The sequence below is a fragment of the bacterium genome (assembly GCA_009926305.1).
Lineage (GTDB): Bacteria > Bdellovibrionota_C > UBA2361 > UBA2361 > RFPC01 > RFPC01.
The window spans coordinates 19,467-45,421 of the sequence record RFPC01000011.1; the positions used below are offsets into that span (position 1 = coordinate 19,467).

A 25,955-nucleotide genomic window follows, 5' to 3' on the forward strand; every position below is an offset into this window, starting at 1 on the left:
ATGTGACGCTTTATGGATAACGTGTATAGAGAAGTCGGGATTCAAGAAATCTCGACAGAAGATCTCTCTTCTTTTGAAGAAGCAAAGCGTTTTCTTGATTTGGATGGGCCAGTGCTTGGGGGTTTCATATCCTCTTCTCTTGTTGGGAATCCAAGGCTTTTAATTCTTCAAGACAGGGCTACTTGGTTGTTACGAGTTGAGAAAATCCCAGCTCGGATAGCTGCTATTGCTGTTCCTTTCTTTGGCCGAATGGCTCGCTTGTATCAGGATCGCATGAAAGCAGCCTCGCAAAAAGGATTACTCTTTTTTTCAAGACCATTTTTTAGCCAGGGAGATTGTGCCACTTCTCTCTTTAAGACGTTGTCAGAACGGGACAAGACCCATCACTTCTTGAATCTCGTTGGCGAATTAGATCATCTTCATCGTCACGGATTTTTTCATGGAAATCTGTCGCTAGATAATTTGGCATTGTGGAAGGAAAAGCTCGTCTTGCTTGATCCCGGAGTAGACTTTCTGTGTTCTGCATCGGCAAAAGTATTATCATCCCATCCGGAAGAAGTTACGCGAGAAGCCCAGAGCAAAGATCTGTCAGACTTTGTGAGTTTATTGTTGAGGGAGCTCCCATCGCTAAAAGATGCTGTGGAAGACATCACTCCCAATCTTGATGTCCTGAGGTCGATTCTCGAAACACTTCTTATCGAACCTCTAGGCAAAGAGGAGAGCTTGAATAGGAGCTCCCCAGATCATTCCCAGAAGAGCAGATTTCTTCCTCGAGTAATTATCGTAACGGTTTCCGTAGTGGCATTCTTATTTGGATATTTCTCGTTTCAAGATCAGACGCTCTGGAAAATCCTCTGGAATGATGGTGCGCACCAAGAGCTCCAAGGTGACTGGAATTCAGGTGAGCCGGCGAGACTGCAAAAGGTAGCGCGTAAAGCCGCGATGGAGAGCGATGTCGCCGCGCAGACTGTGATTCTGGAAGCTCAAGAACCTGATATATTGAGCCAGTTTTTCCATCAACCGCTCAGGGTTGCTCTTAATGCTGGGTGGTATGACGAGTTCTCAGAAGAGGAGAAGGCATCGCTGTTTACTTTCGTATTGGCTCCTATACTGCGTGATGAAATAAATAGTATTCCAGATCTCAGCTCGCTGCATTACGGAGTCGCCCTATCTCTGTTAGCTGGATTGCCCGCTTCTCAAAGCCCGGAGATGCTCTTTCGAGTACTAGAGGCTCAAAAAGCAAGACTGCCAGTGCCCTATGGGCTTGCTCTCGATATCCTTTCTGTTGAATCAAAAGAAGCAGCAGCTAAGCTTTTCAGAGCCTTTGCTCGGATTGCGACCCTGGGGATAGATTCCCAAACCCTTCGCATTTATATTCCCTCGACCCTTCAGGAGACGGATGTGCGTCTGCGAGTCAAGCTTATTTTACTAGGCTTAACTGAGGATGAGAGAGGAGCATTGTGGGAGTTTCTTCGCGAGATAGCAGGAGCAAGGCAGTCTGTAGGATGGTTTATCACGGATTCATTAGCAGGATGGAATTCACTCCCAGCGCAGCGACTTCTTGAAATTAGCTATGCAACGAAAGATTTTGATGGTCTGACGGTTCAGCAGTTGGGAGACCTTCTTGTAGCGCCGTTTCTTGAACCCGATAGGACTGTAATGCTCATTCAAGAGATTGCGTCTTCTGCGAATATACCGAAACTCGAGGAGTTTTTAGCCGTCTTATCAAAGGATACGACTTTCTCTCGAGACCAGGTGATTACTCTCCTTTCTGGCCTTATGCTTCGGGGAGATGCGCGTTATGCTTTTCTTGCGAAATGGTTCGAGACAACACCTGCCCCAGAATCAGTACTTCAGTTGCTGATAGCTTCCAAGGATATGCCCCAGTTCGATTTTTTTTCTCTGCCTGCATCTCGTTACTTAAAGGAGAGCACGGACTGGAGAATTACAACTGAAGAGTTAGATGCGTTGTCGGATCATATTGATCCCCTTGCTCGTGGGATTGCATATTCTCGAGCCTCAGCGGCTAACCCAGCTCAGCGGCGACTCCTTGAGCGTCGTCAGAAGCTCGAAAATAACGATGCCTTAAGAAAATTAATTATTTCAAAGCTCTCTCGTACTCAATAAGTAAGAGAGCATTAGGGTTTCACCCCATTTTTGCGCACTTCAGGAAGGTCTTAACCTAAACCCTTATGAGCAATGTGGGGAAACAGTAAAAGAGGATCGAGAGGCTTGCCCTCATGACGTATCTCAAGATGGAGATGCGGCCCTGTTACTCTTCCTGTTTTTCCTGCAGCACCTATCAGTTGACCAGTCGAAACCTGTTCGCCAGGAGAAACCTGAATTGAATGTAAATGGCCATAGTGACTCGTAATATCATCTTCATGCTGGATAACAACAAGATTTCCATAGGCTCCGAACTCATCAGCAAATACAACTCTTCCTGTTCGAATTGCTCGAATCGGCGCTTCTACAGGCACCGCCAGATCAAGTCCATGATGATGCCTCTTTTCTTGAATTACAGGATGAGTTCGCATTCCAAAACGACTTGAGATGCGGGTGCCTACGAGAGGATACACCGTGGTGCCACGATCTTTGAATGACTGAAGAAGACTTTCTATGTCATGAGATTCACTGACTGCTGTGTTTGTGAAGCATAAGAGGAGGATGGCAATGAAGTAGAATTTCGAAATTTCACTGAGATAAGCTCTTTTCAGAAAGAGGCTGCTAACGATGACGTGGTGAGAGTACATCAGCTTCATGAGGCATCCGCTGTGGCGTCGTGGAATCCTCTGATTCGCATTATAGGATTCGGTCGCGCGTCCACTTCAGGACCAAAGTGAATAACGGTACCAGAAATCCAGGCTCGCTCGCCTGTTGGAGCAATTACGCGATACCAGTTGCCCCTTCGCATCTCAACCACGAGACGTGAGCGTTGAGAAACAGTCAGCAGAACTGAGTTGTTCAATCCTGGCCCTGTCCTGAGATTTGCTTTTTTCGCAGTCACGGTTGCAATGGAAAGTTTTTGAGACATATCAGTCATCGATTCAGCTTTTGTAGGAGTATCCTTAACATGTTCTTCCAATTTTGAGCGATGTAACATTTCAGCTTTAGATGGAGATTCTACGATGTTTGCTTTCCTTTGAATCGTTTGAATGCTCTTAATATTTCTCTTTTCTATAATATGAGAGAGCCGTTCGACTTCGGTTTCAGCAAGTAAGAGGTCATCGTGCGTCTTCTCGAGTTTGGCCAATACTTGCCCAAGCTTTTGTTCAACTCCTAATAGCCGTTTTTCTAGGGTTGCCTTTGAGGCTTTGAGTGATTCAATTGTCTGCTGTTGGGTATCAATAGTGAGTGCAAGCTCTTCCTGAGGCTGATCTGATGCAGGAGTCGGAAGAAGTTTCCGCGCTTCTGCCAGGGTATCATTTTCTTCTTGCGCTTCAGGAGAAAGGATCTCTCTGTTTTCTGCTCTGAAGGTTGAATCGGCATTTTGCACGGGCAGGTTGCTATCTGTTGTATTGATTAAGCTCAGAAGTGCAGCCTCTTCAGCTTGGAGGGTAGCCGGGGTGACCTCATTCTCTCTGAGGGGGCTTGCCTCTTCTTGGGCTTTCGCATGAGGAGACGCGAGAGTAGAGAAGAGAAAAAGCAATACAAGACAAGAGCGCATTTTCAACATCGTTAAAACCTCAATTCATATTTAGTCGGAGGAGATCCTATTCAAACCCTCTCTAATGTTGTGAGGAGTTTGATGAGGTTTGTGCTGTTTTTTGTCGATTATCTCTCTCTCGTTGAATCATTTCGAGCACTTCTTCAGGTGCTGCTATCCCTTTAAGAGTTATTTCTAGGGTTCCAGTAGCAGCTGTACCCACATGGATGCTCCCAATATCCAGAAATCTCTCAATAATTGTCTGATTTTTCTGTACGGTTCGTATGTCTTCAAACCATACCCTTGTAAGTTTTATTCGTAGTTCTAGGAGACCCTTCTCAAACTCTATTCCTCTTTGGTTAATGGTGTATCTCACGTTGTATATCCGAAAGATTGCAGAACCGATGGTAATCAGGGGGATTAACCAGAAAAGTGGCAGAGCCATGCGATAAGAGGTCTCTCCAATCTGAAACAGCTCGCCGTCAATGATAGACCAGGGGAATATCCTGGTCAGCGTAACAGCGAGGATAGACATAACGATGAATACTACAACAGTAATGACCTCAGAGCGCCAAGTTTTTGTAATATGAATTGCATCGCTTTCTGCCTTCACTGATGTACCTGTGAGTGAGTATTGTTGCTGCTAACGCATCCCGAGAGACTTTTCAATATCATCAAGCGCTGAATGATGCGGTTGATTCTGATCCGGCTGCTTTTGAGGAGCCTGGGTTCCTAGCAGTGAGTCTAAGTCATGGCTAGTGTTAGAGGAAGATCCTTTTGGTGCCCCATGATGCTGCGGTGGACGTTGCTGAACTTTTTGAGTGCCCACTGAACCGGCGCTTCTCTGCTGCATGAGTAGCGATGATTCTGAAATAGGAGTTGGCGAAGATACGGTTCGAGAGGAGAAAGATCCACCAGAGGCTCTCCAGACACCGAAGATAACGGCAATAACAACTATTGTGAAGAGGTGCGTTTTGTTTTGAAAAGGCGCGACCACGTTTCGAATGCTGATGAGTGCCATGTAAACCTTCCTTCTTTGCCCTAAGAGCGACTCAATATCTATTCCACTATGGAGTGTATCCTAGTTATCTCCTGATCGATAGTATTTCCATCGTCCTTGTCTAATTTCAACAACCTCTTGATGTGCCGGACGATAGTATATTCCGTCTGGATCAAGTCCAGGCGGTACTTCAATGACATCAACCATCGGCTCTTCCCAGACATACTCTACGACTCCAGGTGCGGTACGAACAGGTTGCTGTGATAGTTGCGACAGTATTACTTCGTGAGGGGTTGAGATATGCTGTGCTTTTTTATGTGCACTACATCCACTTGTTCCCAGCGATGCTACCATGACGAATGTTGATAAGAATAAAAATTTTCTCATTTGACTCTTCCTCCTATACCTAAGCTTCACTATTAAAAATATGATCGGTTGCGCTTAACCCAGATTCTTCGGTGTTAATTGCCTCATTGCTCTCTCGCAGCATCTGCTCTTGAAGAGCCTTGGCTCCGTAGGGAGCAATTGCTACAACATGTCTAAGCGCGAGTTCAAAGTCTCCGTTACATTGAGCAAGCACTTCTGCAAATAGCTGATTGTCATCACCGTTGTTGGTGCTCGCCCAGTAAAAAGAGGGTTCGAGCGGTAAGGTAAGAGCCCCCTCACCGATATCAGAGAGCAGAAAGAATTGAGATTCCACACCTTTTATAGTGCGGAGTCGAAGGATCACATTAGACTGTTGTTCACTCAGATTAAATGCTTGCGCGGTATAGTGAAACTTTGCTGGATCCTGCCGCAAGAAAATTTTATGAGCGCTATTCTGAACGATTGCCTGGCCGCCATTGCCGACATAGAAGTCTTCTCCAGATTGGGAAGCTGCTATAACAATACCTTTTCGCTTTCTATACAGACGGAAAGCCGTCTCTATAGTGCTGGCTGATGTCTTCCCAATGAGATCATGTGCTTCATCGAAGACAAGAATCTTTCGTGAATCTAACTCTTTTGGGTCGTTCATCACTTCATCAGCCCACAGCATCGCAATCTTTAAGAAAACCCTTTGCAGGTCTGGATTCCTGCTAAGCGCTTTAAGATCAAAGACGATAAATCTTTCTTCGAGCTCAAGACTGCCAGGCCTATCGAAGAAACGAGCGTATGTTCCATTTCCATAGTAGTCACCCATAAGCACCGCTATGCGTTGGCGTCGTTGGGCAGATTCTTCTGGCTCATTAATTCGCTTTGGAGCCCTCAATACAGAGGCTACATCACTCAACACAAGCTCTCGCTTCATTGGCCCATTTCGATAGAGGCGGTGGGATTCAATGAGAGATTCGGTGACTGCTGCCTTGTCGAGTCTCTCAAGCTGACGAGAGCCTTCCGTCGCCATATCACAGATAATATCGGCCGCCATGTCTATCAAATCTTTGTAATCACCCTTGGTCAGATCTGCTTCAGTCTTTCCGAGGCGGGCAAGAAAGTTCATGGCTGGAGCTTTTGATGGAGTTGCCTCGTATACGCGACCATTGAATAGTTTTGCCAACTTATCGAAACCACAGGGTTGACCTACCATCCCCTTGTCAAAAACGAAGGTAATCGGTTGTCGTTCGACCAGTCGTCCTGAACTAAGTGTGGAGTAGTGCCCTCTGTTCATGGTAATGAGCAGGTAGCACAGGAGATAGCTTTTCCCTGCACCAGATACTCCGGCAATCAGAACGTTCGGAGCAGTCTCGGAATCATACAGATCAAATCCAACGAGTTCGCGGTTCCATAGGCTCGGAAGAACGAACAAGCTTCCCTTGCTTCCTCGCCAATTCCCCCAAAGTGGCAAAAGACGGGAGGCACGAGATGACCGCATCATATTTGTCCATCCAGGGCCATCGGTCGACGGGTCATAGCAGCCCGGAAGTGAGTTAATGATGACACCAAGATCAGAGACCTCATGAGGCATACCACGTGCGCCATTCAACTGAGGAAACGTTGCTACTGCCTCAGCAGAAGCACGCATTACTTCTTCTTTAGTTTGACAGAAGAACGTCTGATGAACACCTACTCTAACCAATTGGCATCTATTTGCATAAAGCTCAGAACGAGCTGCTCTTACTGCGGCAATTTGATGCTGTACCTTCTGATTCGAGCGACCCATTGGGGTTGCCTCTCGAAATCCTAATGAGCTATCAAGACCATCAAGGCGAGCAAGTTGCTTCTCCCGAGGATCTTTTGAATAGGTAATGCTCATAATATTTTCGTATGGAGAGCTTTGTAGTGGTGTAATCATCAATGGCAAGCACTGTTTTGGAGACTTCACTAACGACACGGCTCTGAAGTAGCGACCATCTTTTTTTACAATTCCATCGTGCGGGTGTTCAGCATGGGTCTCTGAAATTTGGTTTGAGAGAAAGTCATGAGGATCGTATTCTGGACGAGGTACAGAAGTATTGCGGCCCCGTCGAAATTTTCCTGACTTTACGCTTCTTCGATTAAGAATCGGATAGAGTAGATCAATTAAGTCCTGTCCATTCACCCCTCTTGGGCGAAATCCAAGATCTACGAGCTTGCTGACAGTTCCGTCAACTAATCCACGAAACTCGCGGGCATAATGCTGATACTCTTTTGTTCGTTCTTCTGCAGATACCCCTACTTTTCCGCTGAACATACTCTTGAAGGCACGTTTAATTTGCTGAATAGGGGTACGAGCTCTCCAAGGAGGATCGTAGCGAAAACTGACCATCAAGCGGAGTTTTCTTGGACGTTGATAGAAGTTGCCATGATTTGCTGAATTTTTCAGCATGTTAGTCCATCGTTTGGCCATCCAACCACTTGTGCCTCCAGATGGATACTCACTTAAGTTCCTTCTCAGAAGATGTTCTACATCGAAAGTAGTGATCCAATTCCATTGAGTACTAATATCCTCAGGAAGAGCGTCCATCATTTCTTGTATTTGACTACAGAGATGAAAGGCATCGGCATCTGATGTGCTTGTCATCCACTTCGGGCTTAACTCCCACATAGACCACAGTGAGGCATCTGAATGAATGAAGAGGCCATATTCTTCTTCGTACTTCACATATGGAAGCAACTCATTAAATGTTCTTTCGTCTTCGTAAAGTCTCTCACGAGTAATTCGATTAATTCCCATTTGTAACCTCTTCTAAAAACCTAACGTTTTGAACCATCGATGGAAAAAATCGTATTTCTCTGTTTTCTCTATCGATGACGATTTTGACGTCGTGATCAGCAGCAATGTTTTCGGCTAGCTCATAGATGTTGCCAAGAGCTTCAAGGGTAATCATTTCCTCACGAAGCTGACTTGAGCAGTAGCTAGAGAAGCGATATAAGCCTGCAAGTATTGTTGCAGCTTCACATAGTGATTTCTCTTTTATTGAAAAATGAACAACTGGCAAGAGTTTTGGCCTGACCTCATCAGAGGCGCGATGAAGACTTCTTGCTGGTTGGCTGGTCGGCAGGTGTACCCACCGGAGCCGATTATAGGTCGGTTCCTGTGGCAACTGTTGCTCAGCAACCTGATAAGCCCGTTTTGCTGGGGATAGCTCTAGAGTTGAAGAGCATCCAGAAAGCATTAAGCAGATGATGGTGAATGATAGAAGAACTCTCACCTTGCACTCCTTGTATAAGGAATACCTGAATCAGATAGGCCACTGCCACCTGAAAGCTTCTGTTTTTCAAAAACATCCGTGACAGCCCATCGGTCTTCTAGAACCTTTAGGTAGTAGTAGTGGGCCGGAACCAGGTCTCCACTTCCGTTTAGATGATCTGGTACCCACATAAGTCGAACTACAGCTGGTTGAATTACTGGATTCACTGGCTGTGGTTGATGGGCCTTGGGATAACGACTTACTTCTTCAAGAGAGGCGCGAGCCTTCTCAAGCCTATTTCCTTCTTCCTTCAGTGCATGATCACTAGGTGTCCCCTGGAGGGCTTCATCCTTAATAGGTGCTTGAAAAGGATTCAATGCCCCACTGATTGTTCCACAACCTGTGCACACGAGAGCAGTGATAGCTATGCCGATAATTTTGAGGGTTATTGTATTCCAGTTCATTTCATTTCCTTCAAAAAACCTTTTCATGTATGTCCTCTAGTTGATGCCAGAAAAGATATCATCCTCGACCGATATTAAGTCATATAGTCGTGGAATTACCGTTCCCTCGGTAAAGATGGCGGTTGCTTCCCTTCCAGAGTAAACTTGAACTACTGGTATTGCGGCTTGCATTCGTTCTCTAACCATTTGTGACCAGACATTTGCACTTTGTGATGCCCCCTGACCGAGAGCGAATAATGAGGCGTCCCCAGTAATATAGGATTGACCATTGTTGTTTGTTGTAACTTGGGCCTGGCTTGTTGCTTGACCTAAGCCAGCCACAGCTCCAGTAGTTGCTGTCGACGCTAAAACTTTTCCGAGTGGGTCAATCGGGACTCCCGGTAGCCCAAGAATTCCGTCTTCACCAACCATATATCCATCAATAGGAAGGTTTTGCACTTCGCCATCTGGCATTCGTAGTGTTAGAGAAGTGAGTCGAAAGAGGGCGCGAGAATCTATGAGAGAGCCCTGAGCAGCCGCCAGAATACGTGCATTTCCAAGAGGTAGTGATGCTCCATCTGGGCTTTGAACATCTCCGATGAGCTCCATCAGCACCGGATAGGGAGCGCCTGTTGTCGGGGCATTAACTCCAGCCAGAAGCCTAACTCTCACAAAATCAGTGGGAGCAATGTAAGCAGAGCGAGGGTCCAGATCTTCTAAAATTGGTGGAGCAACTACGCCTCCATCTGATACTTCGCCGAAGGTTTCAAGAGAATCCGCAGCAAGAATATCTTCTTCTGGAAAAAGCGGGGTATCGCTAATGGGCTTTCCATCAGTAGCTGATGACTGAGAATATTCGGGTAAAGCCGCTCGTTGTGACTCGACTCGCTTGATAAGGGTCTCAAAGATCTCTGCTGTTCGAATTTCATTCTCTTCTATTCGCTTATTTGTATTGTCGAGTGCGGTCTTAAATTGTTCCTGACTCTCTTGTAGTACGTCTAATCGCTGTACTACGACTTTCTGAAGGTCATCATATAATTCATTAGCAGAGGCCATGCCGAGAGTTTCTGACGATTGTTGGGTAGTCGCGCGATGGAGATTAGGTTTTGGGCGTGGCTTCTTCGGCTCATACGTTATCATGAAAATAGCCGCAAGACCCACTAAGACAGCAGCGACTTGAGCTTTGCGCTCTTTCTTTAGAAGTTGTACGAGATCGCTGGCTTTTTGTTTTATACTCATCTCTATCAGATCTCCAACTTATTTTTTTGGTCGAGTTATTACGTATACTTTTGTTTCGTGTTTGCCTGCTATCTGTTGCTCAATATTCAATGGCTTGGCAGTGAGTTCCCAGTTTGTCATTGAGATGGCACGTGTGCCATCAAGACGAAAGGTTGCAGGATTTAGTCTTTGTGAGACATCGAGCTCATTTGATGCATCTATGACGTACCCCCACAAATTGGGACCAACAAAAATTTTATCAACGGTGGCCCTTAGTGTTCCGTCATCAAGTACGGCTTCACCTTTATATCGATCGGTCATCCGATATCCAGGTATTTTCTCCTTTCCGTACTCAGCTACGAGAACAAGCTCGCGCATAAGACCTGCTACCGTTGCTGGATCTTTCTTTGAGAAGCCTGACCGGGCATATTCTGGCGTATCATCATCTTCTTCCGAGAGCATCGATGTGCGTCGATCGAAAATCTGGAGTTGAGGTTGGCGTGGAAAAGAATCATTCGCCCGTCGAACTCGTATGGGATATGAGCGACCATCCTCAAGTCTTACGATCAAGGCTTCACCTTCTTCTGTAATTGACTCATTTGAAAAAAGGATAAGGTCTGATTCCTTGCGATCAAGAGATAATGAAGATGTTTTCTTTCGAAATCCTCCAGATATGGTGTCTGGAAACCTCACCTGCGTAGGCTCTCCTGGGGTTACACGCACTGAAATCTCTCCCTCTCCTCGATAGTCAATATTCTCACTTTGTGCTGGAAGTGGAGATATAAGGCATGCTGAAAGAACCATTGCCAGGCTATAATAGTGTAGTCTCTGTTTCATGCTCAAAAGCTCTCTAGTAATTAACATCTTCAACCTCGATATTTATGGCGACTAATCCATACGGATTAATTTTGTTTCGCGGCTTAGTAGTAAAAGTAATTCGATATGCAGTTGACACAGGAGCAATCTGCTTTCCTGCAAGAAACTTCGTTCTTTCGCCGATGAGAGAGACTCGTATCCCACCACGAGTTTTCTCGATCTTATTTCGAGAGGGATCCACGAAGAACAGTTGGGTTCGAGAAGTCCCTCGGATGGCTTGTAGTTCCATGCCTAGCATTTTCTCTTTGAATACTGATAGAGCGGGCTCATCAAGAAGCTCGAGAGCTGCTAGAAATTGTTTTTGAGCGGTATGCGGCTGATAGGTCGCAATTAGATTGACAATCTCGGTTGACGCCTCAATTAGCGCGTCTTCTGGTATTTGATCTACAGCATATTGTCCAGGTAGGGGCTGTCGAGGAACATGCAGCGTGATCTCTCTTGTTGAATACACGTAAAAAGCGAAGCAAATAAGTAAGAAGCTTCCGAACATTTGAACCAGTGCGATAACACGCCACATGGTTGCCTGCTCTCGATAGCTTTCCCATAATTTGAACGTATCGGCTTCTTGTCGACTTTCTGCCAACTTAATCTTTTGTGCGATATTCTTATTCTTTGCCATCTTAAAACCTTTTAACCAACTATTCTTTAGACTTTATCTCCACTCGTTTTCCTCGATATCTTCATCATCCTCTTGGCTCTGAAGAAAAACATCCATTAGACCTAACTCGACAAATTCTTTTCTCTCGGACAGCGATTGTAGCGGCGTTCCACTCCACATTGGTTGCAAGCTTGATGGAGCTGGAATAGTTGGTGGCTCAATCCCTAATTGAGACATGCAGTAATTTGCTACTCCCTTTTCCTCATCCGGAAAGGAGCTTCGAAGAGCCTTCAGGAGAAATGCTGTTCCGATAATGATGCCGATGAAGTAAGGCATCGTTCTGGCGGGAGAGCCTGTAAAAACGAATTCTTGGACAATGATGGCAAGCATGAGTCCAGAGCCCCACTCCATGGGACGGGCTCCAGCAAAAGTCCAACCTTCATTAAGACCTGGGATTACTTCTCCATTATCCATACGTAAAACCTCTCTCTCTCTCTTCTAACCATAAAGCGTTTTTGCTTCAGTTCTTCTTTACTCCCAGGAGTTCAGCCATAGGTTCGTACCGAACGCCCTCTTCAGAAGCCCGTGGTTGGGGATCGATTAAGCGCTCAAGTATCTGAATTTTATCAAGAATCTCAGAACGGAGCTGATTAGCATCAATTAATGCATCAGGGTCGACCAACGCTGTACCCTGATCAAATTCACGAAGAGCTACGTTCATTGATGCTCGAGCGCGAGACCAGTGACCAACAGCCTTGCTGAGAGTCGCTCCTTCTGCTCGTTCAATCTTGGTTGGGCCAGTCGCCTCTGCAATTGGCGGCATGAAAAAAGCTGCTGTACACAGGAGCTGGGCTACGGTAAGTGCTGTAATCGCTCGGTATTTCATAGAGTTATCCTTTAAAAAACCTCTTCTCTGATGTTATGAGAGGAAAAACAGGAATGAGTCCTCTAGTGAGATGTATTTTGGGATAATTATTAAGATATTAGGAATTTTTCGTAATCTTTCGGCAGTTTTTATGGTTATTGCCGAGATGGAGGCTGGGAAGAATTCGTGGGGAGATGTGTATGTTCCCATGACCTCGAGGTGAGGTTCTTCAATCGTTAGGGTCTCTGTTAACTGAGCCTCTTTCATTCTTTCGCCTGTTTAGTACTATCAAAAGGTATGAAAAAGCGAGAAGCAGCCCTATTTATTCAAATCGCATGTCTTATTTTTGGTGCCTTAGTCGTTAACTCCCTGGCATCACTGGATTTAGGCTCACTCTCTGGAGGGCGCCCGCCCAGTAATCGGGCTGCTCTTGATAACTTCCAGCAAGTGAGCCTCTCTTCGAGTTCCGCCGTTCTTTCAAGTTCAGAGATATCACAGCCAAGTGAACTCAAAGCAGCAGAGGATCAAACGGATTTCGTTCGAGGCTCAATTGCCTCCTCCGACCCCGAGCATTTGGCCAAAACCCCGTATCCTGGCTATACCGTGTATGGAACCAGTGGCACTGCCGAAGTAGTGGTAGCGAATCTTCAGGATGAGTTTATCCACCGTTGGCCTATTGATGCTGATCGGGTTCGTCTCTTGCCTAATTGCAACCTGTTGGCGGTTCATGGCTCTAAGTGGGGTCTTCGGAGAGAACCCTGGGCATCACTTCGCTCAGTGATTCGTGAGTATACCTGGAAGGGAAAAGTTGTGAGAGAGATTCCACTTCCGGATGATGCCCATCACGACATTGTTCAGATGAAGAATGGCAATTTGCTCGTTCTCTATTTAACGAACGTCCCAAAACAAATGGTGAAATCGAAGTTAGGCTCTAAGTTTCAAAATGTGCAAGTTCGGTCTGATGTTATTGCGGAGATTGATAGTACCGGGAAAGAGGTGTGGAGATGGAGAGCGCATGACCACCTTGACATGAGAGACTGTGGAGCGCGTACCTGCCCTGACCTAAATCAGGAGAAGTATATCAGCGGAAAGGAGCGATTCGATTGGACACATATTAATACCATTCGGGAGATTCCGAGCAATCGATGGTTTGATGAGGGCGATGAGCGTTTTCGGCCTGGTAATATAATCATTATGGCGCGCAATTTCTGGACATCGATGATTATTGACCGAGAGTCGGGAGAAGTCGTTTGGAAGTTTCATGGTACAGCGAATCATTCAATATCAGGTGGTCATGAATCTCATATGATCGAACCCCACCTTCCAGGCGCTGGGAATGTGTTAATTTTTGATAATGGTCGAGTGCGAGAGGAGTCCTCGATTTTAGAGGTGAATCCGGTAACCAAAGAGATCGTTTGGGAATACTCGGATGGAAAATCATTTTTCTCAAAGGTCGCGGGAGCCGCCCAGCGTTTAGCGAATGGAAATACACTCATTTCGGAAGATGGAACAGGACGCATTTTCGAGGTCAATAAACGAGGAGAAGAGGTCTGGTCGCACCATGCATATCAGATGAGGATTAATCGTGCTTATCGCTATTCACCAGGATATTGTCAGGAATTACCACCGCTAGGATAGTTAACCTGTTATATATATTCATTTAAATTGATTTGAGCTCCTCTGGGGATGCTTTTTGCCGCGATCGGGTATATCTTGAAGAGCTTCAAGCATTGGAATCATCTATTGTTTTTGACATGATATTCTTTGAATTGATGCCGGCCTCGGCGGTGAACGTGGAAGGAAAGTAGAGAAGGGAAGGGTGAGGTTATGTATTTAGGTGGAATGACGTTCTTCGTGTCTAAGTCGTTCGGGCGTTTACAGCTTGTCCCAGAATCAACGGGTTTGCGTTTAGTCTATAGTCCGCTTGAGAATGGGGTTCCTGATAGAGAGTCTGCGGGCAATCTCGATCTGTTGTTGCCATTGGATGCTATTGGAGGCCTTTGGGCGACCTCTCGGGCCTTTCTTTACGGGGTCGAATCCTTAGATGAAAATATTATTTTACAAGTTGCTGATGAGGGTCCCAGTGATGGCGATATCCTTATAAAACTGTATCGCGATAAGCCAAAAGGACCTCAAGGGAAACTCAATGGCGAAGAGACGTGCTGGCTGCGTTTGGTCACTGGACGGAGTGAAGAGGAGCGCCGAAGAATTAAGTTGGGGCCACGTGATTTGTTATGTATTGAGCTTGCCTGTACCGCAGTACTCAATCTCTCCTCGCAGCAGGGAACGCATAATCCCAAAAAACTAGCGTAAGAGGAGTCGTTGTTGGCGTTAAAGGCCTTCCCCGCCTATAGTGAAAAACTGAATGGGACAAAAACTCGCTTGCCATCCTTTTAAGACTACTGAAAGGCCGTCATCCTTTTCCCATCCATAGTACTTTCCTACTGATATAATAAAGGCAGCTTGCTCATGAGTAATCCCCTCTCTATTCGACAAATACGTGTATGAGAGTGGATATTCCAGTGCTATCACCGCGAGCTGACTTTCTGAAGGTTTTGGAGGAAGAAGATGTTCATTCCCTATTTGAAATTTAGCGAGGTTTGTACTGTCAATGGGTTGAAGAGAACCTTCGTACGATAAGCGGTTATCTTTCATCACCTATCCTCTTTCTATACGAATGTTTGGATTTCTGCGATTAAAGGGATTGAGAAGAGCAAGTTTTCCTTTTAATGGCAAATTACGAAAGGCGTCTTTCGCAGCACTTTTTACCACGGGATGAGCCGAGTCGAGGGCAGCATAGGTAATATCTTTGAGGTCATCTTCCGTCATATCCTGACTATACTCAGCGAGAGAGAGTAAAGCTTTCTGGGCTCGCTTCAGTAATGGCGAGAGAATCTCCCCCTTTTCATTCATACTTCGGAGTGTGGAGAAGTATCGTTGAACAAATTCTTCGATACTTACGGATCCAGAGGCGGAACTGAGTATGACTTTAGAGAGCTCATTGAGTTCTTTCTCACTCGGAGAAGACAACATCATTCCACCAAAATCAAAATGATAAACTATATTATCTTGGATGCGACAATTACCCCCATGTCGGTCGTTATCAAAGGGAAGTCCAGAGAGAATTGCATTGAGTTCCAGAGCAAGAATAGCCTTTGCAAATTTCTTGCGCTCCTCACCTGGCGGTAAATCAATAAAGTGAGGGCCAGGTGCCTTTTCAGAGACAACATAATGTTCTCCGGTTTTCACAATTGGGGGGACATAGAACCGTATCTCTTCTCCGTCTATGAAAACACGAGATGTATTGTAAAGTCCTCTGGCAGTGTCTCTTTGATGGGGCGCTAACGAAGTATTAGTCTCATTCTCTATCAACTCTTTAGAGTCGCTAATAATATCTCTCATGACTTGGAACGATGAACTTTCTTGGTCTAGCTTGCTAATCATCCCATCAAGAAGAGTGAAGCCAAATTGGGCTCTTTCACGGCCGCTAGGGCGAAGAATAGAGAGCACTGCTGATTCCCCATTCGTTGTGGTAATTTCTACCGCGACATAAAGCGAGGCACTTCCCAGCACGCGCCCGACATGCGAGATCGTCTCTCTTACCTCTGGTTCTAATGACTGATTGATGAGAGAAAACAACTCCCACCGAGAAGGTTCATCTGCACGTGTTTTCAGTCGAGTGAGGTCTCGGCGTATATCTTCTGGGGTTTGAGGATGGCCTTGAGCAGCTTGGCCTGCTTTTGTCTCTGCTGGGCCCATGGATTCGAGAAAGCTCGCAATCGCAAATCCCGTATCGCCCTGAGCATCCTCTGATTTTTGGCCTGCAACGAGAAGGGCAGAAAGGAGGAGGTGTTGGGCATGTTGTGGAGTCGCATCGATATAGGCTCGAACCCATCTTCGTGCATTCGCACTGTGACTTTTATCCTTCGGAAACACAATTTCAAGCGTCATCTCAAAAGCATCATCGATTTCAGCAGGTGAAGCTTGGTGGGGCGTCAAGATTTCTTTCATAATCAATGCCCTCGCTTCAAGAGGAAGTGCCCAGAAGTTTTTGTGAATATCTTTAAACTGAACCGATATTTGTTTTCTCAACTCGTCTGGATCCGTATTTTCGTTTCGCTCCCAGTCAAGTGCTCTCTCAACTACAGGGGCAAGAGTGTTACTTGAGATTGGTGCAGTGAGATATCTGAGGACTTCTGAGCGAGATTCAAAGTCTTTTGTTAGAATTTGTTGAAACCCTTCTATTCCCATGAATGGAAGATTAGAGTTCAAGAGAGTCGTTTCCGAGAGGCTCTCGGTCCTCTCTCCGAGCTTTAGGGAAAGTGATTCTTGAGCGGTTACTGTCTTTGAAAGTATGTTGAGAAATTCGCTGCGGTCAGCTCTTGCGATGATAGGCTCTACAGCTTCAACTGCTTGAATTATGCTGACGCGATACCCCTCGGTGTCATCATCGTGACCATAGCTTTCGAGGATAGACTTAGCCCAGCTATTCGCTAAGCGGGAACGGAGTTCGGGATCTTTTATTCGCTTATAAGACTTAAGACCCTTTCCTCGAGTGTTCAGAAGAAGTTCGTATGCCTCACGACGTGTTTCTGGTTCAGCCAAGGAGTCTACGCGGTCTAGTAAGTCATGAAGATACTTATCTTGCTCTTCATGCGGCATGATTTCTGCTTGATAAAATGTTTTCCATTCTTTACATGCCTGCTTGTAATCATCGCTCCATAGAGGTGGAAATGACATCTGATTGCGGATTATCTTTAGGGCAACAGGAGAAACATCTCTTTGGGAGTACTCTGAATAAGACGCTGGATGAACTAATATGTCGAGAGTTCGCTCCAATATTGCTGATTCCAAAGATTCGGGATTATTCGTGTTTGAACCGATTAGTAACGAATGAATAAGAACAATCTCTTTCCCGAGAGGATTGTTCGCAAGGCCTAGCTCTTGTACGCAGTTATCGAGATCCTCCCAAGTTCCTATGTTCAAAATTCTTTCTCTTTCAGTAGGAAATACTATAGAAAGCTCCTCAAGGAGTCGTTTGTAATCATTGCAAAGTGGCGAAGGAAGAGTAGTCAGAGTATTTGCGTCATACGACCCGAGCGGTGAATCAAGAAAGCTTTCCCAGCTTATCGTGTTTCGTGCAAGTATTTGCTTTTCTTCGTCGGAAAGCGTGCTGTTACTCGGCGCAAGCATTTGAGAAAGCAGTGGGCTCGATGTGATGGGCTTTAGATTGCGCTCATATGCTGCTGAGGGGTCAAGAGGTGCACCATCAGAGGAGAGGAGTTCATCTTGATATGAGCGTGCAAGATTGAGCTCACTTGAGGATAGTGCTAGTCCTATTTTTCTTCTGATACTCGGTAAGCATTCTGCATTGAAAATGTGTTTTACGACTTCGCGTTGTGCTAGACGGCTATCGAGACGTTCGCTATTGATTTTTATGAATAGTTCAGGAGCTTTTTCAATATGCGACAGGCCTATTAAGAGTTCTGAAACGGGCAGGTCATGTTCATGGTGTTTGAGCTTATCAATTTGATTCGAAAGTCTGTATAAGTCCTCTTCCTGAGTGCTCGCGGGCTCTCGTTCTTGGATGCACCGAATAAAAAGGTTCTCCGCGTGTTTGACGCGATAGAAAAGTTTTAAACTATCAGCATTGTGACTTGGTCGCTCATGAAGCAGTGCTACAGATATAGCGGTATCGTCAGCGAAAGAGAGACTGTTGATGCCAGTACTGCCATCATGAGGCCCTCGAAATACAGCTGATGAGCGTCCTATAAAGAAATTAACAGCCGTCTTGTCCTTCATGATTGCATAAAGGCGGGGCTCGTGGACACCTAGCGAAATAAGTGCCTCGACAATAGGTGCATCAGCATCTTTCAATTCTCGTTCAGCAAACATCATGTGCCGATTCCAAGATAGCTTTTGCGGCCTAGTGTTTACCTTATCGATGTCGGGAAATCGAAACTGAGAGAAAGAGATGCTCTTCAGTAGTGCTCGTCCTGAGCTCTGAGAGGATAAAGGCTCTTCCTCTATGGCCTTCAAAAGAGCGATGGCAGAGGTTCGCGCGTCTTCATAGGAAGCTGATTTAATGAAGTTTCGACAGGCAAGCTCTAGGGGTTTCAGTCTTCCAAGTGGCTTTATCCCAAGGTTTTGAGGCGCAATATATGAGAGTAATGTTTCTATGTTAGGATCTGGATTGCTCCTCGTCTCAATTAGGTCAAGAGTCGCATCAAAAATTGGTGCGAGGAGCTTATCTTTATCGGTTTCAGCACGAAGCGATTTTCGATAGTCATTGACGACTTTTTTGAGGTCCTGAAAGCGTCGACCATCAAGATGGGTGTCACGTCTGATAATTTCTTCAATAATCTCAGCCTTGTTTTCCATGCTGGAGCTATCATAAGCGCGTTCCGTTAGCAGTTGTTCAAGGGTTGAGATATGTGCCGCTTCATTAGCGGCTTCAATTAACTGATGATGCTCTTCAATAGGAGTGCTTTCCCGGGTGATATCGCCATACTTTCTGTTAAGCTGGGTGAGAGCTGCTTCAGTAATGGATAGTGAACTTGATGGGATAGGATGAACATCCGTGATATGGCCCCAGTCGATTTTTCCATTCTGAGATGCCATCGCGTCTCGTATTCGTGATTGGCCAGCAGCAGGATTGAACCCGGCATGATAGACAGCATCTATTGGACGATAATTTGCAATCGCCTCTTCAAGTTTCGTGTTATGTTTCGGGTTAATTGACTTTTCTATATTGAGATGCACTTGCTCATGAGCGAGTATGAGGGCCACCTCATCGATAGTCTCTAGTGGCTGATATGTTTCTTTCTGAAATCCTTCACTCTCAGTGGTAATGAAGCAACCTTTCGTGAAACCAATTAGCGGGGGTTGAGCCTCTCTTATTTGACAGGCATTGATCCCTGGAAGATCCATGAGAAAAAAGCGGATAGGAGATTCTTCTATATCAAAGTGTTTACGCAGTTTATGAGCAATTGGCTCCATTGCTTTTTGAAACTTTTGACCTGCGGCTGAGTCAAGCGGCACAATACGCAATTCATCACGGAGTTTGCTTGGTATTCTCCCAGAATGGAGTGTCTCCTTTATTTCTTTCGGTGAGCGTTCTTCGGACAAAGAAATTTGCGTTTGATATTTATCATCCGATTTATTTCCTAAGTTAAGCATTGAAGTGTAGTCTCCTCCTGGGCTAGTGCATTGAAGCTACTACCTATTCCCCTCCGCTGTGGTGTTATGGGCGATATTCGTACTTTGTGCCCTACAAGTGGTCCGTTCAGAGGATTTTCTCCGTATTGTACCGTAATTAGAGAGAGTTATGATTGGGTGGGCTTTGCAGAGGAGGCAGTAGACTTTCTTTATCTTGAAGAGGAAAGCAATCTTGTGCAAGTACCGCAGAACGTCCTTCCGCATTGGTTGATATCCGACAAAGGCTTCCAATGATTTGCTTGTATGTTACTAAGTTCTCAAGGAGCATCTTCCGGTCCTGTTCATGAGTTAACTGTTTAAACTCCTGAAAGAGCGACAGAAGCATATCTTGATTGTTTTTAAACACGGTAAAGGCTGCGGTTGTTTTGTAGAGAGAACTCAGAGTCTCGTGAGAGGTATATCCATTTCCATCTCTGACGACGTTCGCTATGAGTTGTGTTATCCCATTGCCGAAAAGTTCAATGACGATCATTTCTTTGGCGGACATTTGCTCATTTGAGCTGCTTAAAGGGCCTCTTTGCCGCTTCCGATTTAGCTCCTCTGCAGTATCTTGAAACAACTTTACGACGAGTTTAGCCTCGGCACTGGGCGTCCAATTAGGAAATTCGCTTGATAGCTCTTTCAAATTGCGGTTCAAATCAGCAGAAGAAATGAGTTCCTCGTTAGCCGCATACAGTCGATTCTTTTCGCTGAACTGCGAGCGGGACAGGTCGTTGCTTCTTTCAGGCTCCGAGCCAGAATCTGGAGGGTTACTATTGGGTTCGAAGAAGGAAGACATTACACCCTTAACTATCCACTGACGCAGCTAACAACTCGATTGTCTAAGAGTATAGTGCAGTTTAGCGCAGATTCATTACCAAAATTTTCACGTCTTAGCAGGAGAAACCAAGTGATGTCTTGAAATGAACAATGAAACCAAAGCGTTAGAAGGCTCATAGACGATTTTTCATCCGTGAAAAAACGAGTTGAGAATTTGGATAAGAACGTATTCTGCAATATCCTTGAAGATGCGGGGGCTATGAAATGGATATTGTCATGGAACCAAGGTCTCAAGCCCACCAGCGTAACGAGCATACTTTTTCGCACAACAACTTAGAAAATAATGATAGAGGCCTTGCCCTAGTCCTAGAACGTTTCCCCTCGTTGGAAGCAAAAGACGTTCTAAGGGACGAAACACTTCTACAAGATGTTATAGCAATATTGTATTCCCACAATAGTCATACGATCCAAGCAAAAGCCCTACATCTCTTAGATCCCCGTGTGGCCTCTAACAAACAAGCACTCACTGCGGTGGCTTATATAGCGGAGAGCGGATCGTTATTGACCATATCGTCATCTCCTGATTTGAGAGTTCAGTCCCTTAAAATTCTTGAAAAAATTATACATCCGTACTCTCTCCTGGAGAGCGATGAGAGGACAAAGAAAATTGCCCTCAATGGAGTATTAAAGGGGCTTGATGATCCAGTGGGTCGGGTACGAAAGATGAGCCTTCATGTACTAAAGACTCAAATCATGAAGAGAGAGGTATATGAAGCAGTATCAAGAATTTTAGTTCCAGATGAGGGGTATGACTCGCGGCTTCGGATGGATTTCGACATCCGAAAAATGGCTGTGAGTGTCTTGCGACCTGCGATTAATATCCCGTATGTCAGAGATGTCTTTACTAAAGCCTTGAGGAAACCTGAGCCAAATTATGAAGTGCGTCTGCCGCTGTTAGACAGCCTAGCAGTTCATGTACTAAGTCCTTCCTACGAACTTCGGCAAGATGACGGTGAAAGTATGAATTTACTACTTCATCGAAAAGACTCCACGAAGGTCATTCAAGACTGGTGTCAGTATCTCAAGATTCAAATGTCTCGTGAGTTGCCTGCACGCTATGATGAGGCCTTTTCATTAGGTTCACTCCGGCTGAGAAATTCTTTAGAGACTTTATTGGCAGATCAGCCCTTTGTCAGGCTATGCTATACGCACGCGGGGCACTTACTCAAATCCCATGAGCGTCCACCTTTAATTGATAATACTCATTCTTGGCCCGTGCATCACAGGTATTTTTTGACTGAAGGCGAGATAAGAAAATATTGGGCTGACAATGCATTTTCGCCCCAAACGCGCACTGCTTTGCGAAGCGTTATGCAGGTTGAACTTGAAGGTTACATAGAGATGCTCGAGAATGGCTCAACGCCCAACGCCCCGTTCTTGGCTGATATATTAGCGTTTTGTGTTTGGACAAAGGAGCGCGGCTTTCATCAAGAATTAACGCGATTGCAGAAATTTTCTGATGAATTGGTAGATCAGCCTTGTTGTACAGAACAATTTACCATTAAAGAGCTTTTCAGATTCTATGATCAGCTAGTACAAGACCAGGAATTGCTTAAGCGACAAGAGAAAATTGGATATGCACTAAGGCAAGCTTCGCTTTATGACATACGAACGATGGGTAATGAGAGGAGTAGAAGTGCGCTTTTCAATGAGCAGTTGAAAGTATTCTCGGAAGCGATGGAACTAAAAGTGGTCACTGGTGCAGCATTGAATCGTCTTGGCAAGAGTATGCTGGAATTCTATCGTTGTGCGCCCAACGAGTATTTTTATCGTCTCTCTATGCTATTGAATAGGGACTCGCAGTTAGTAGACCTTTTAAAGTTGGGAATCGATAGAGCTCCAGTATCGGAAACTGATGGCACGTTTGAAGAAAGAAGCTGCAAAGTTCTTGATTTAGGTGAAAGAGTAATAGAGCACGTTTTGAAAGCCCGTCTTCAAGAGCTGAGTGAGCAGGAGACGGAGAGGAAAAATAAGCACTTACTCAATAAAATTGATGCATCAAGCCGCGTATTTTCAATCAGAGTGCGTGGTGGGAAAATCCCTTTTGATGCTTTTTGCTCTGAGCTGAAGCACTTTGAGGATGCGGCAAATCAACATATTCTTGGCGCCCCGCAACTCGGAGCACTTGGTGAGGTTTTAGACCTTTTTTATCAGGAATCTCCAACCGCCCAACATTTTCTCCGCCAACTTCACAAAGGGCGATCCCGTATTACACCACCTATGAGAAGCATCATGGTCCTAGCAGGTTCTGATTATGCTCCGAAGCTAGCAAAAGTATGTTCTGTTAAAGATCTGATGAAAGCGCTTTTTGACACCCATAGGTAGAATACGGCTTTTTGAGTTAAGCCTTATCGGATAAAAATATTACTATTCAGCCAATGTGACGAAGTGGATTCTTAATGTTGCCGACAGAAGGCACTAGTTGGTAATTTAGTGCTATGAATGATCCAAAGTATCTTGCTGACTATAGACGCCTTCTTAAGGACATAGGCCTTGAGGATTTTAAAGAGAGCTTTTTTGTGCCTACGTTAGTCGGTCGAGGAGTTATGGGAGAGATAGGACAGAAGGCTTTCAACAGGAAGACCGCAATTCTTAACGTAGATGAACTAGCGGAAATGAGACCAATTGACAATCTTTTGGACAGAGTGTGGTTGATTCAACGGGGTGACTATGGCAAGAGCTCTGAAATTTCTGTAGGGCGTGCTATGGACAATGACGTCATTATTCCAGAGTACTCAATATCGAGTAAGCACTGTGTTTTTACCTATGAATCTGCTTCCATCGCAATAGAAGATGTCAGGTCACTCAATGGTACCATGATAGAGGGAGAACGTATCGCTCCAAGAGAGAAAGTTGCCCTTGCGAATGGTAACATAATTACACTAGGCCGTTATCAATTTTCATTTTTTACTCCTAGTGGTTTTATAGCGGTTCTCGAGGAAGAGTAAATATAGCTCTTCGCGAGGAATGCCGGGGATACTAGGGAGTGTTGGAGCAATAAGGAAGAGATTCCCTGAACACTATAATTTTGATACAAGCACGTTCTAAACTGCAAGGAGCCAAATAAATGGGAATAGATACCGTTACTCTGTCCGACATTACTCAGGTTGACAGCTTTATAGCATTTTGGAGCTTGTTAGTTGATGTATGGCGCTATGGGCTTATGGGAATTGATATTGGTCGCATTCTCACCGCCCTCCTTATCTTTTCGATTTTTCTTCTGATTAGAGGGCTTTTCAGCAAGTACGTTCTGGCGCGACTGCAAAAAATTAGCTCGAGAACTGATACCATGATGGATGATAAGTTAATCGAGGCAATTATTCCGCCCCTCCACTTTGTTCCAGTGATAGCGGGGCTCTTTGTTTCCACGCAGTATCTGGGATTAGATGAGCCCTTAGCCGGACTATTGGGAAAAGTTATTCGTAGCTTGATTGTGTTCACTATCTTTTGGGCTCTTTATCGTGCGCTTGAACCACTGAGCCACCTTCTTCGCGGTTTGGAAAAGATTCTCACAAAAATGATGGTCCAGTGGGTCTTCAAAGTCCTTAGAGTCGTGGTGATATTTGTGGGTGGTGCAGTCGTACTTGAGATATGGGGTATTCGCATCGGGCCTCTGTTAGCAGGGTTAGGATTGTTTGGTGCTGCCGTAGCGCTTGGTGCGCAAGATCTCTTCAAAAACTTGATAGCAGGAGTAACTGTTATCAGCGAGAAGAGATTTCAGCCCGGTGAGTGGATTAAAGTTGAGGGTGTTGTTGAAGGCACAGTGGAAGACATCGGATTTCGGTCGACCAAGATTCGTCGTTTTGATAAAGCTCCGGTTCATGTGCCAAATTCTAGTCTTGCGGATGCAGTCGTCACAAATTTCAGTCGAATGACCCATCGGAGAATCTATTGGAAGTTAGGTGTTGAGTACAAGACGACCGTCGAACAGCTTAAGATTATCAGGGATGAGATTGAGAGTTATGTAAAAGAGAATAAAGACTTTGAGTCCTCCGAGAATGTTTCAACATTTGTGAGAGTCGATAGCTTTGGACCGTCTTCAATCGACTTCCTCGTTTATTGTTTCACCAAGACTACGATTTGGGGAGAATGGTTGGAGGTAAAGGAGCAGCTTGCTCTCGCAATCAAAGATATTGTTGAGAAGAAAGCGAAAGCCGGCTTCGCTTTTCCCTCACAGTCTCTATATGTTGAAAAGTTTGCAGGCGAGCTGCCTGAAGTATTTATACCGCCACAACATAACTAGAAAGCAACCGTAAATCACACATGGTTTAGGGATGGAATCATTCGTGTTGTAGTTCTAGTTTGAGTCATTGAGGGTCTTTTTAATCTCAGCAACATTTCTATTATAAGGATAATGTGCTAGTTCTCGATTAAATGCAGCCTCTGCTTCTTCTCGTTTCCCGAGCTGATATAAGCATAAACCCTTTACAAGCTCGAGATTCTCTCTTCTGATATCAATATGTTCGGCAAGATGAATGCAATCAAGTCCAGCTGTTGGACAGATCTGAGCTTGACGTAGTGCCTGAGAGATAAGACGCTCTACATCAATTTCAGAGCATTCTTTTTTGGATCTAATATAGAGAATATTATCTGAAATGTGCATGATATCGCTGTCCTCTTTATCGGATATCGGTATTCTGTCTTTTGCCAATACTTCACCCATTTAGATGAAAAGGCTGTCCAGAAAGGATTCGATAAACCAATGCTCCAGAATAGCCCGGGTAAATCCAGAGATTCCTAGTAATTACAAGATCTTATTCATATTCGGAAGTTTGATCTGAGCCCTTCCCTGAACGTCTCAATAACGAATTCAAGCATTTCTCGAGTCAGTCCTGGATAAACACCGATCCAGAAGCATTGATTCATTACAAAATCACAATTACGCAACTCTCCGATAATTCGGTGTTGAATATTGCGATATGCAGGTTGCTTTATGAGATTTCCTCCAAAAAGCAGTCGGGTAGCAATTTGTTTATTGTTTAAGTAAGCAACGACATCGTTGCGACAAAAAGGGGCAGACTCACGAATAGAAATTGGGAAGCCAAACCAGCTCGGATCACTATGCTGGGTGGCTTCTGGCAAAATGAGGTACTCCTCGAGCTCACGTAGTCCTGCACAGAGAAACGAGAAATTATCTTTCCGCTTCTGGATAAAATCTGAGACCTTAGTCAGTTGCGCCAGTCCAATTGCTGCTTGCATGTCAGTGAGTTTTAGATTGTAGCCAATATGAGAATAGATATATTTATGATCATATCCTTCTGGGAGCTCTCCCATCTTCCAACAAAACCTTTTGCCACATGTATTATCCTTTCCAGGCTCGCACCAGCAGTCTCTGCCCCAGTCGCGAAAAGACTCCACAAGTTTTTTTAACGTTGGACTATTCATCAGAACGCACCCTCCTTCGCCCATTGTTAAATGGTGAGCAGGGTAGAAGCTTAAGGTTGCGAGGTCCCCATAGGTTCCAGCAAGTTTTCCTTTGTACGTGGAGCCAAGCGCATCGCATGTGTCTTCAATAAGCCAAAGATCATGCTCTTTGGCAAAGTTAGAGACGGTCTCAACGTCAAAAGGATTACCAAGGGTGTGAGCAATCATAATCGCTTTGCTCTTCTCTGATAGTGCTTCTTTCAAATATCTGACATCTATGTTGTATGTAGGGATTTCAATATCTACAAAAACTGGGAC

24 protein-coding genes are annotated in these 25,955 nt (G+C 45.0%); 6 read left to right on the top strand and 18 right to left on the bottom strand.

Annotated features, from left to right (window positions below; translation table 11 throughout):
• Positions 1-12 precede the first annotated feature (12 nt).
• On the top strand, positions 13-2,127 hold the full coding sequence (locus EBR25_03405; protein NBW40032.1) for a hypothetical protein: 2,115 nt from the start codon (positions 13-15) through the stop codon (positions 2,125-2,127).
• Positions 2,128-2,177: 50 nt separating this feature from the next.
• On the opposite strand, the gene EBR25_03410 is transcribed toward EBR25_03405, so the two are convergent.
• From EBR25_03410 to EBR25_03470, 13 genes are read right to left on the bottom strand one after another with little or no spacing between them, the layout of a single operon-like run.
• Positions 2,178-2,762, bottom strand: a complete 585-nt coding sequence (locus EBR25_03410; GenBank protein ID NBW40033.1) for a M23 family metallopeptidase — start codon at positions 2,760-2,762, stop codon at positions 2,178-2,180.
• Complete coding sequence (locus tag EBR25_03415) at positions 2,759-3,676, bottom strand: hypothetical protein (GenBank protein ID NBW40034.1); 918 nt, start codon at positions 3,674-3,676, stop codon at positions 2,759-2,761. Before EBR25_03415 ends, EBR25_03410 begins: the two co-directional genes overlap by 4 nt.
• A gap of 52 nt (positions 3,677-3,728) precedes the next feature.
• Complete coding sequence (locus EBR25_03420) at positions 3,729-4,259, bottom strand: PH domain-containing protein (GenBank protein NBW40035.1); 531 nt, start codon at positions 4,257-4,259, stop codon at positions 3,729-3,731.
• 30 nt (positions 4,260-4,289) lie between these two features.
• Positions 4,290-4,667 (bottom strand): hypothetical protein, encoded by a 378-nt coding sequence (locus EBR25_03425; protein ID NBW40036.1) that lies wholly within the window; start codon positions 4,665-4,667, stop codon positions 4,290-4,292.
• Between the two features lie 60 nt (positions 4,668-4,727).
• A complete protein-coding gene (locus tag EBR25_03430; GenBank protein NBW40037.1) occupies positions 4,728-5,033 on the bottom strand; it encodes a hypothetical protein in 306 nt (101 codons plus the stop codon).
• A 19-nt stretch (positions 5,034-5,052) separates the two neighbouring features.
• The gene (locus EBR25_03435) at positions 5,053-7,779 is read right to left on the bottom strand and encodes a hypothetical protein (GenBank protein ID NBW40038.1); all 2,727 of its coding nucleotides are present in this window, start codon (positions 7,777-7,779) and stop codon (positions 5,053-5,055) included.
• Positions 7,769-8,257, bottom strand: a complete 489-nt coding sequence (locus EBR25_03440; protein ID NBW40039.1) for a hypothetical protein — start codon at positions 8,255-8,257, stop codon at positions 7,769-7,771. The genes EBR25_03435 and EBR25_03440 overlap by 11 nt, the downstream gene beginning before the upstream one ends.
• Entirely contained in the window at positions 8,254-8,727 is a 474-nt protein-coding gene (locus tag EBR25_03445) for a hypothetical protein (GenBank protein ID NBW40040.1), read from the bottom strand. The genes EBR25_03440 and EBR25_03445 overlap by 4 nt, the downstream gene beginning before the upstream one ends.
• A 9-nt stretch (positions 8,728-8,736) precedes the next feature.
• On the bottom strand, positions 8,737-9,918 hold the full coding sequence (locus EBR25_03450) for a hypothetical protein (GenBank protein ID NBW40041.1): 1,182 nt from the start codon (positions 9,916-9,918) through the stop codon (positions 8,737-8,739).
• Between the two features lie 18 nt (positions 9,919-9,936).
• Positions 9,937-10,701, bottom strand: coding sequence for a hypothetical protein (locus EBR25_03455; GenBank protein NBW40042.1), 765 nt, complete (start codon positions 10,699-10,701; stop codon positions 9,937-9,939).
• Between the two features lie 46 nt (positions 10,702-10,747).
• Positions 10,748-11,392 carry a hypothetical protein gene (locus EBR25_03460; protein NBW40043.1) on the bottom strand — a complete coding sequence of 215 codons (645 nt, stop codon included), beginning with the start codon at positions 11,390-11,392 and terminating at the stop codon, positions 10,748-10,750.
• A gap of 33 nt (positions 11,393-11,425) precedes the next feature.
• A complete protein-coding gene (locus EBR25_03465) occupies positions 11,426-11,845 on the bottom strand; it encodes a hypothetical protein (protein NBW40044.1) in 420 nt (139 codons plus the stop codon).
• A gap of 46 nt (positions 11,846-11,891) precedes the next feature.
• On the bottom strand, positions 11,892-12,257 hold the full coding sequence (locus tag EBR25_03470; GenBank protein ID NBW40045.1) for a hypothetical protein: 366 nt from the start codon (positions 12,255-12,257) through the stop codon (positions 11,892-11,894).
• A gap of 276 nt (positions 12,258-12,533) precedes the next feature.
• Here EBR25_03470 and EBR25_03475 point away from each other — a divergent pair, with 276 nt between their 5' ends.
• Together EBR25_03475 and EBR25_03480 are read left to right on the top strand one after the other, a co-directional pair.
• A complete protein-coding gene (locus EBR25_03475) occupies positions 12,534-13,874 on the top strand; it encodes a hypothetical protein (protein NBW40046.1) in 1,341 nt (446 codons plus the stop codon).
• A 189-nt stretch (positions 13,875-14,063) separates the two neighbouring features.
• Positions 14,064-14,549, top strand: a complete 486-nt coding sequence (locus EBR25_03480) for a hypothetical protein (protein ID NBW40047.1) — start codon at positions 14,064-14,066, stop codon at positions 14,547-14,549.
• 18 nt (positions 14,550-14,567) lie between these two features.
• Here the strand turns inward: EBR25_03480 and EBR25_03485 are convergent, their stop codons facing one another.
• The 3 genes from EBR25_03485 to EBR25_03495 form a co-directional block, all read right to left on the bottom strand.
• Positions 14,568-14,891 (bottom strand): hypothetical protein, encoded by a 324-nt coding sequence (locus EBR25_03485; GenBank protein ID NBW40048.1) that lies wholly within the window; start codon positions 14,889-14,891, stop codon positions 14,568-14,570.
• A 3-nt stretch (positions 14,892-14,894) separates the two neighbouring features.
• Complete coding sequence (locus EBR25_03490) at positions 14,895-19,415, bottom strand: hypothetical protein (GenBank protein NBW40049.1); 4,521 nt, start codon at positions 19,413-19,415, stop codon at positions 14,895-14,897.
• Between the two features lie 136 nt (positions 19,416-19,551).
• Positions 19,552-20,232: a hypothetical protein gene (locus EBR25_03495; GenBank protein NBW40050.1), complete on the bottom strand. Its 681-nt coding sequence runs from the start codon at positions 20,230-20,232 to the stop codon at positions 19,552-19,554.
• 245 nt (positions 20,233-20,477) lie between these two features.
• On the opposite strand from EBR25_03495, the gene EBR25_03500 reads away from it, so the two are divergent.
• From EBR25_03500 to EBR25_03510, 3 genes are all read left to right on the top strand, one after another.
• A complete protein-coding gene (locus EBR25_03500) occupies positions 20,478-22,598 on the top strand; it encodes a hypothetical protein (protein NBW40051.1) in 2,121 nt (706 codons plus the stop codon).
• 113 nt (positions 22,599-22,711) lie between these two features.
• Positions 22,712-23,221 carry an FHA domain-containing protein gene (locus EBR25_03505; protein NBW40052.1) on the top strand — a complete coding sequence of 170 codons (510 nt, stop codon included), beginning with the start codon at positions 22,712-22,714 and terminating at the stop codon, positions 23,219-23,221.
• Between the two features lie 119 nt (positions 23,222-23,340).
• Positions 23,341-24,516 carry a mechanosensitive ion channel family protein gene (locus EBR25_03510; protein ID NBW40053.1) on the top strand — a complete coding sequence of 392 codons (1,176 nt, stop codon included), beginning with the start codon at positions 23,341-23,343 and terminating at the stop codon, positions 24,514-24,516.
• A gap of 54 nt (positions 24,517-24,570) precedes the next feature.
• Here the strand turns inward: EBR25_03510 and EBR25_03515 are convergent, their stop codons facing one another.
• Together EBR25_03515 and rfbH are read right to left on the bottom strand one after the other, a co-directional pair.
• Entirely contained in the window at positions 24,571-24,876 is a 306-nt protein-coding gene (locus tag EBR25_03515; GenBank protein NBW40054.1) for a hypothetical protein, read from the bottom strand.
• Positions 24,877-25,031: 155 nt separating this feature from the next.
• A partial coding sequence (gene rfbH / locus EBR25_03520; GenBank protein ID NBW40055.1) for a lipopolysaccharide biosynthesis protein RfbH occupies positions 25,032-25,955 on the bottom strand: 924 nt, incomplete at its 5' end.

Coding starts and splice junctions, on each gene's coding strand:
- EBR25_03490 (NBW40049.1), bottom strand. CDS start 19,415: ATGCTTAACTTAGGAAATAAATCGGATGATAAATATCAAACGCAAATT.
- EBR25_03435 (NBW40038.1), bottom strand. CDS start 7,779: ATGGGAATTAATCGAATTACTCGTGAGAGACTTTACGAAGACGAAAGA.
- EBR25_03485 (NBW40048.1), bottom strand. CDS start 14,891: ATGAAAGATAACCGCTTATCGTACGAAGGTTCTCTTCAACCCATTGAC.
- EBR25_03410 (NBW40033.1), bottom strand. CDS start 2,762: ATGAAGCTGATGTACTCTCACCACGTCATCGTTAGCAGCCTCTTTCTG.
- EBR25_03465 (NBW40044.1), bottom strand. CDS start 11,845: ATGGATAATGGAGAAGTAATCCCAGGTCTTAATGAAGGTTGGACTTTT.
- EBR25_03510 (NBW40053.1), top strand. CDS start 23,341: ATGGGAATAGATACCGTTACTCTGTCCGACATTACTCAGGTTGACAGC.
- EBR25_03475 (NBW40046.1), top strand. CDS start 12,534: ATGAAAAAGCGAGAAGCAGCCCTATTTATTCAAATCGCATGTCTTATT.
- EBR25_03500 (NBW40051.1), top strand. CDS start 20,478: ATGGATATTGTCATGGAACCAAGGTCTCAAGCCCACCAGCGTAACGAG.
- EBR25_03480 (NBW40047.1), top strand. CDS start 14,064: ATGTATTTAGGTGGAATGACGTTCTTCGTGTCTAAGTCGTTCGGGCGT.
- EBR25_03415 (NBW40034.1), bottom strand. CDS start 3,676: ATGTTGAAAATGCGCTCTTGTCTTGTATTGCTTTTTCTCTTCTCTACT.
- EBR25_03430 (NBW40037.1), bottom strand. CDS start 5,033: ATGAGAAAATTTTTATTCTTATCAACATTCGTCATGGTAGCATCGCTG.
- EBR25_03455 (NBW40042.1), bottom strand. CDS start 10,701: ATGGTTCTTTCAGCATGCCTTATATCTCCACTTCCAGCACAAAGTGAG.
- EBR25_03445 (NBW40040.1), bottom strand. CDS start 8,727: ATGAAAAGGTTTTTTGAAGGAAATGAAATGAACTGGAATACAATAACC.
- EBR25_03450 (NBW40041.1), bottom strand. CDS start 9,918: ATGAGTATAAAACAAAAAGCCAGCGATCTCGTACAACTTCTAAAGAAA.
- EBR25_03495 (NBW40050.1), bottom strand. CDS start 20,232: ATGTCTTCCTTCTTCGAACCCAATAGTAACCCTCCAGATTCTGGCTCG.
- EBR25_03460 (NBW40043.1), bottom strand. CDS start 11,392: ATGGCAAAGAATAAGAATATCGCACAAAAGATTAAGTTGGCAGAAAGT.
- EBR25_03515 (NBW40054.1), bottom strand. CDS start 24,876: ATGCACATTTCAGATAATATTCTCTATATTAGATCCAAAAAAGAATGC.
- EBR25_03505 (NBW40052.1), top strand. CDS start 22,712: ATGAATGATCCAAAGTATCTTGCTGACTATAGACGCCTTCTTAAGGAC.
- EBR25_03405 (NBW40032.1), top strand. CDS start 13: ATGGATAACGTGTATAGAGAAGTCGGGATTCAAGAAATCTCGACAGAA.
- EBR25_03470 (NBW40045.1), bottom strand. CDS start 12,257: ATGAAATACCGAGCGATTACAGCACTTACCGTAGCCCAGCTCCTGTGT.
- EBR25_03425 (NBW40036.1), bottom strand. CDS start 4,667: ATGGCACTCATCAGCATTCGAAACGTGGTCGCGCCTTTTCAAAACAAA.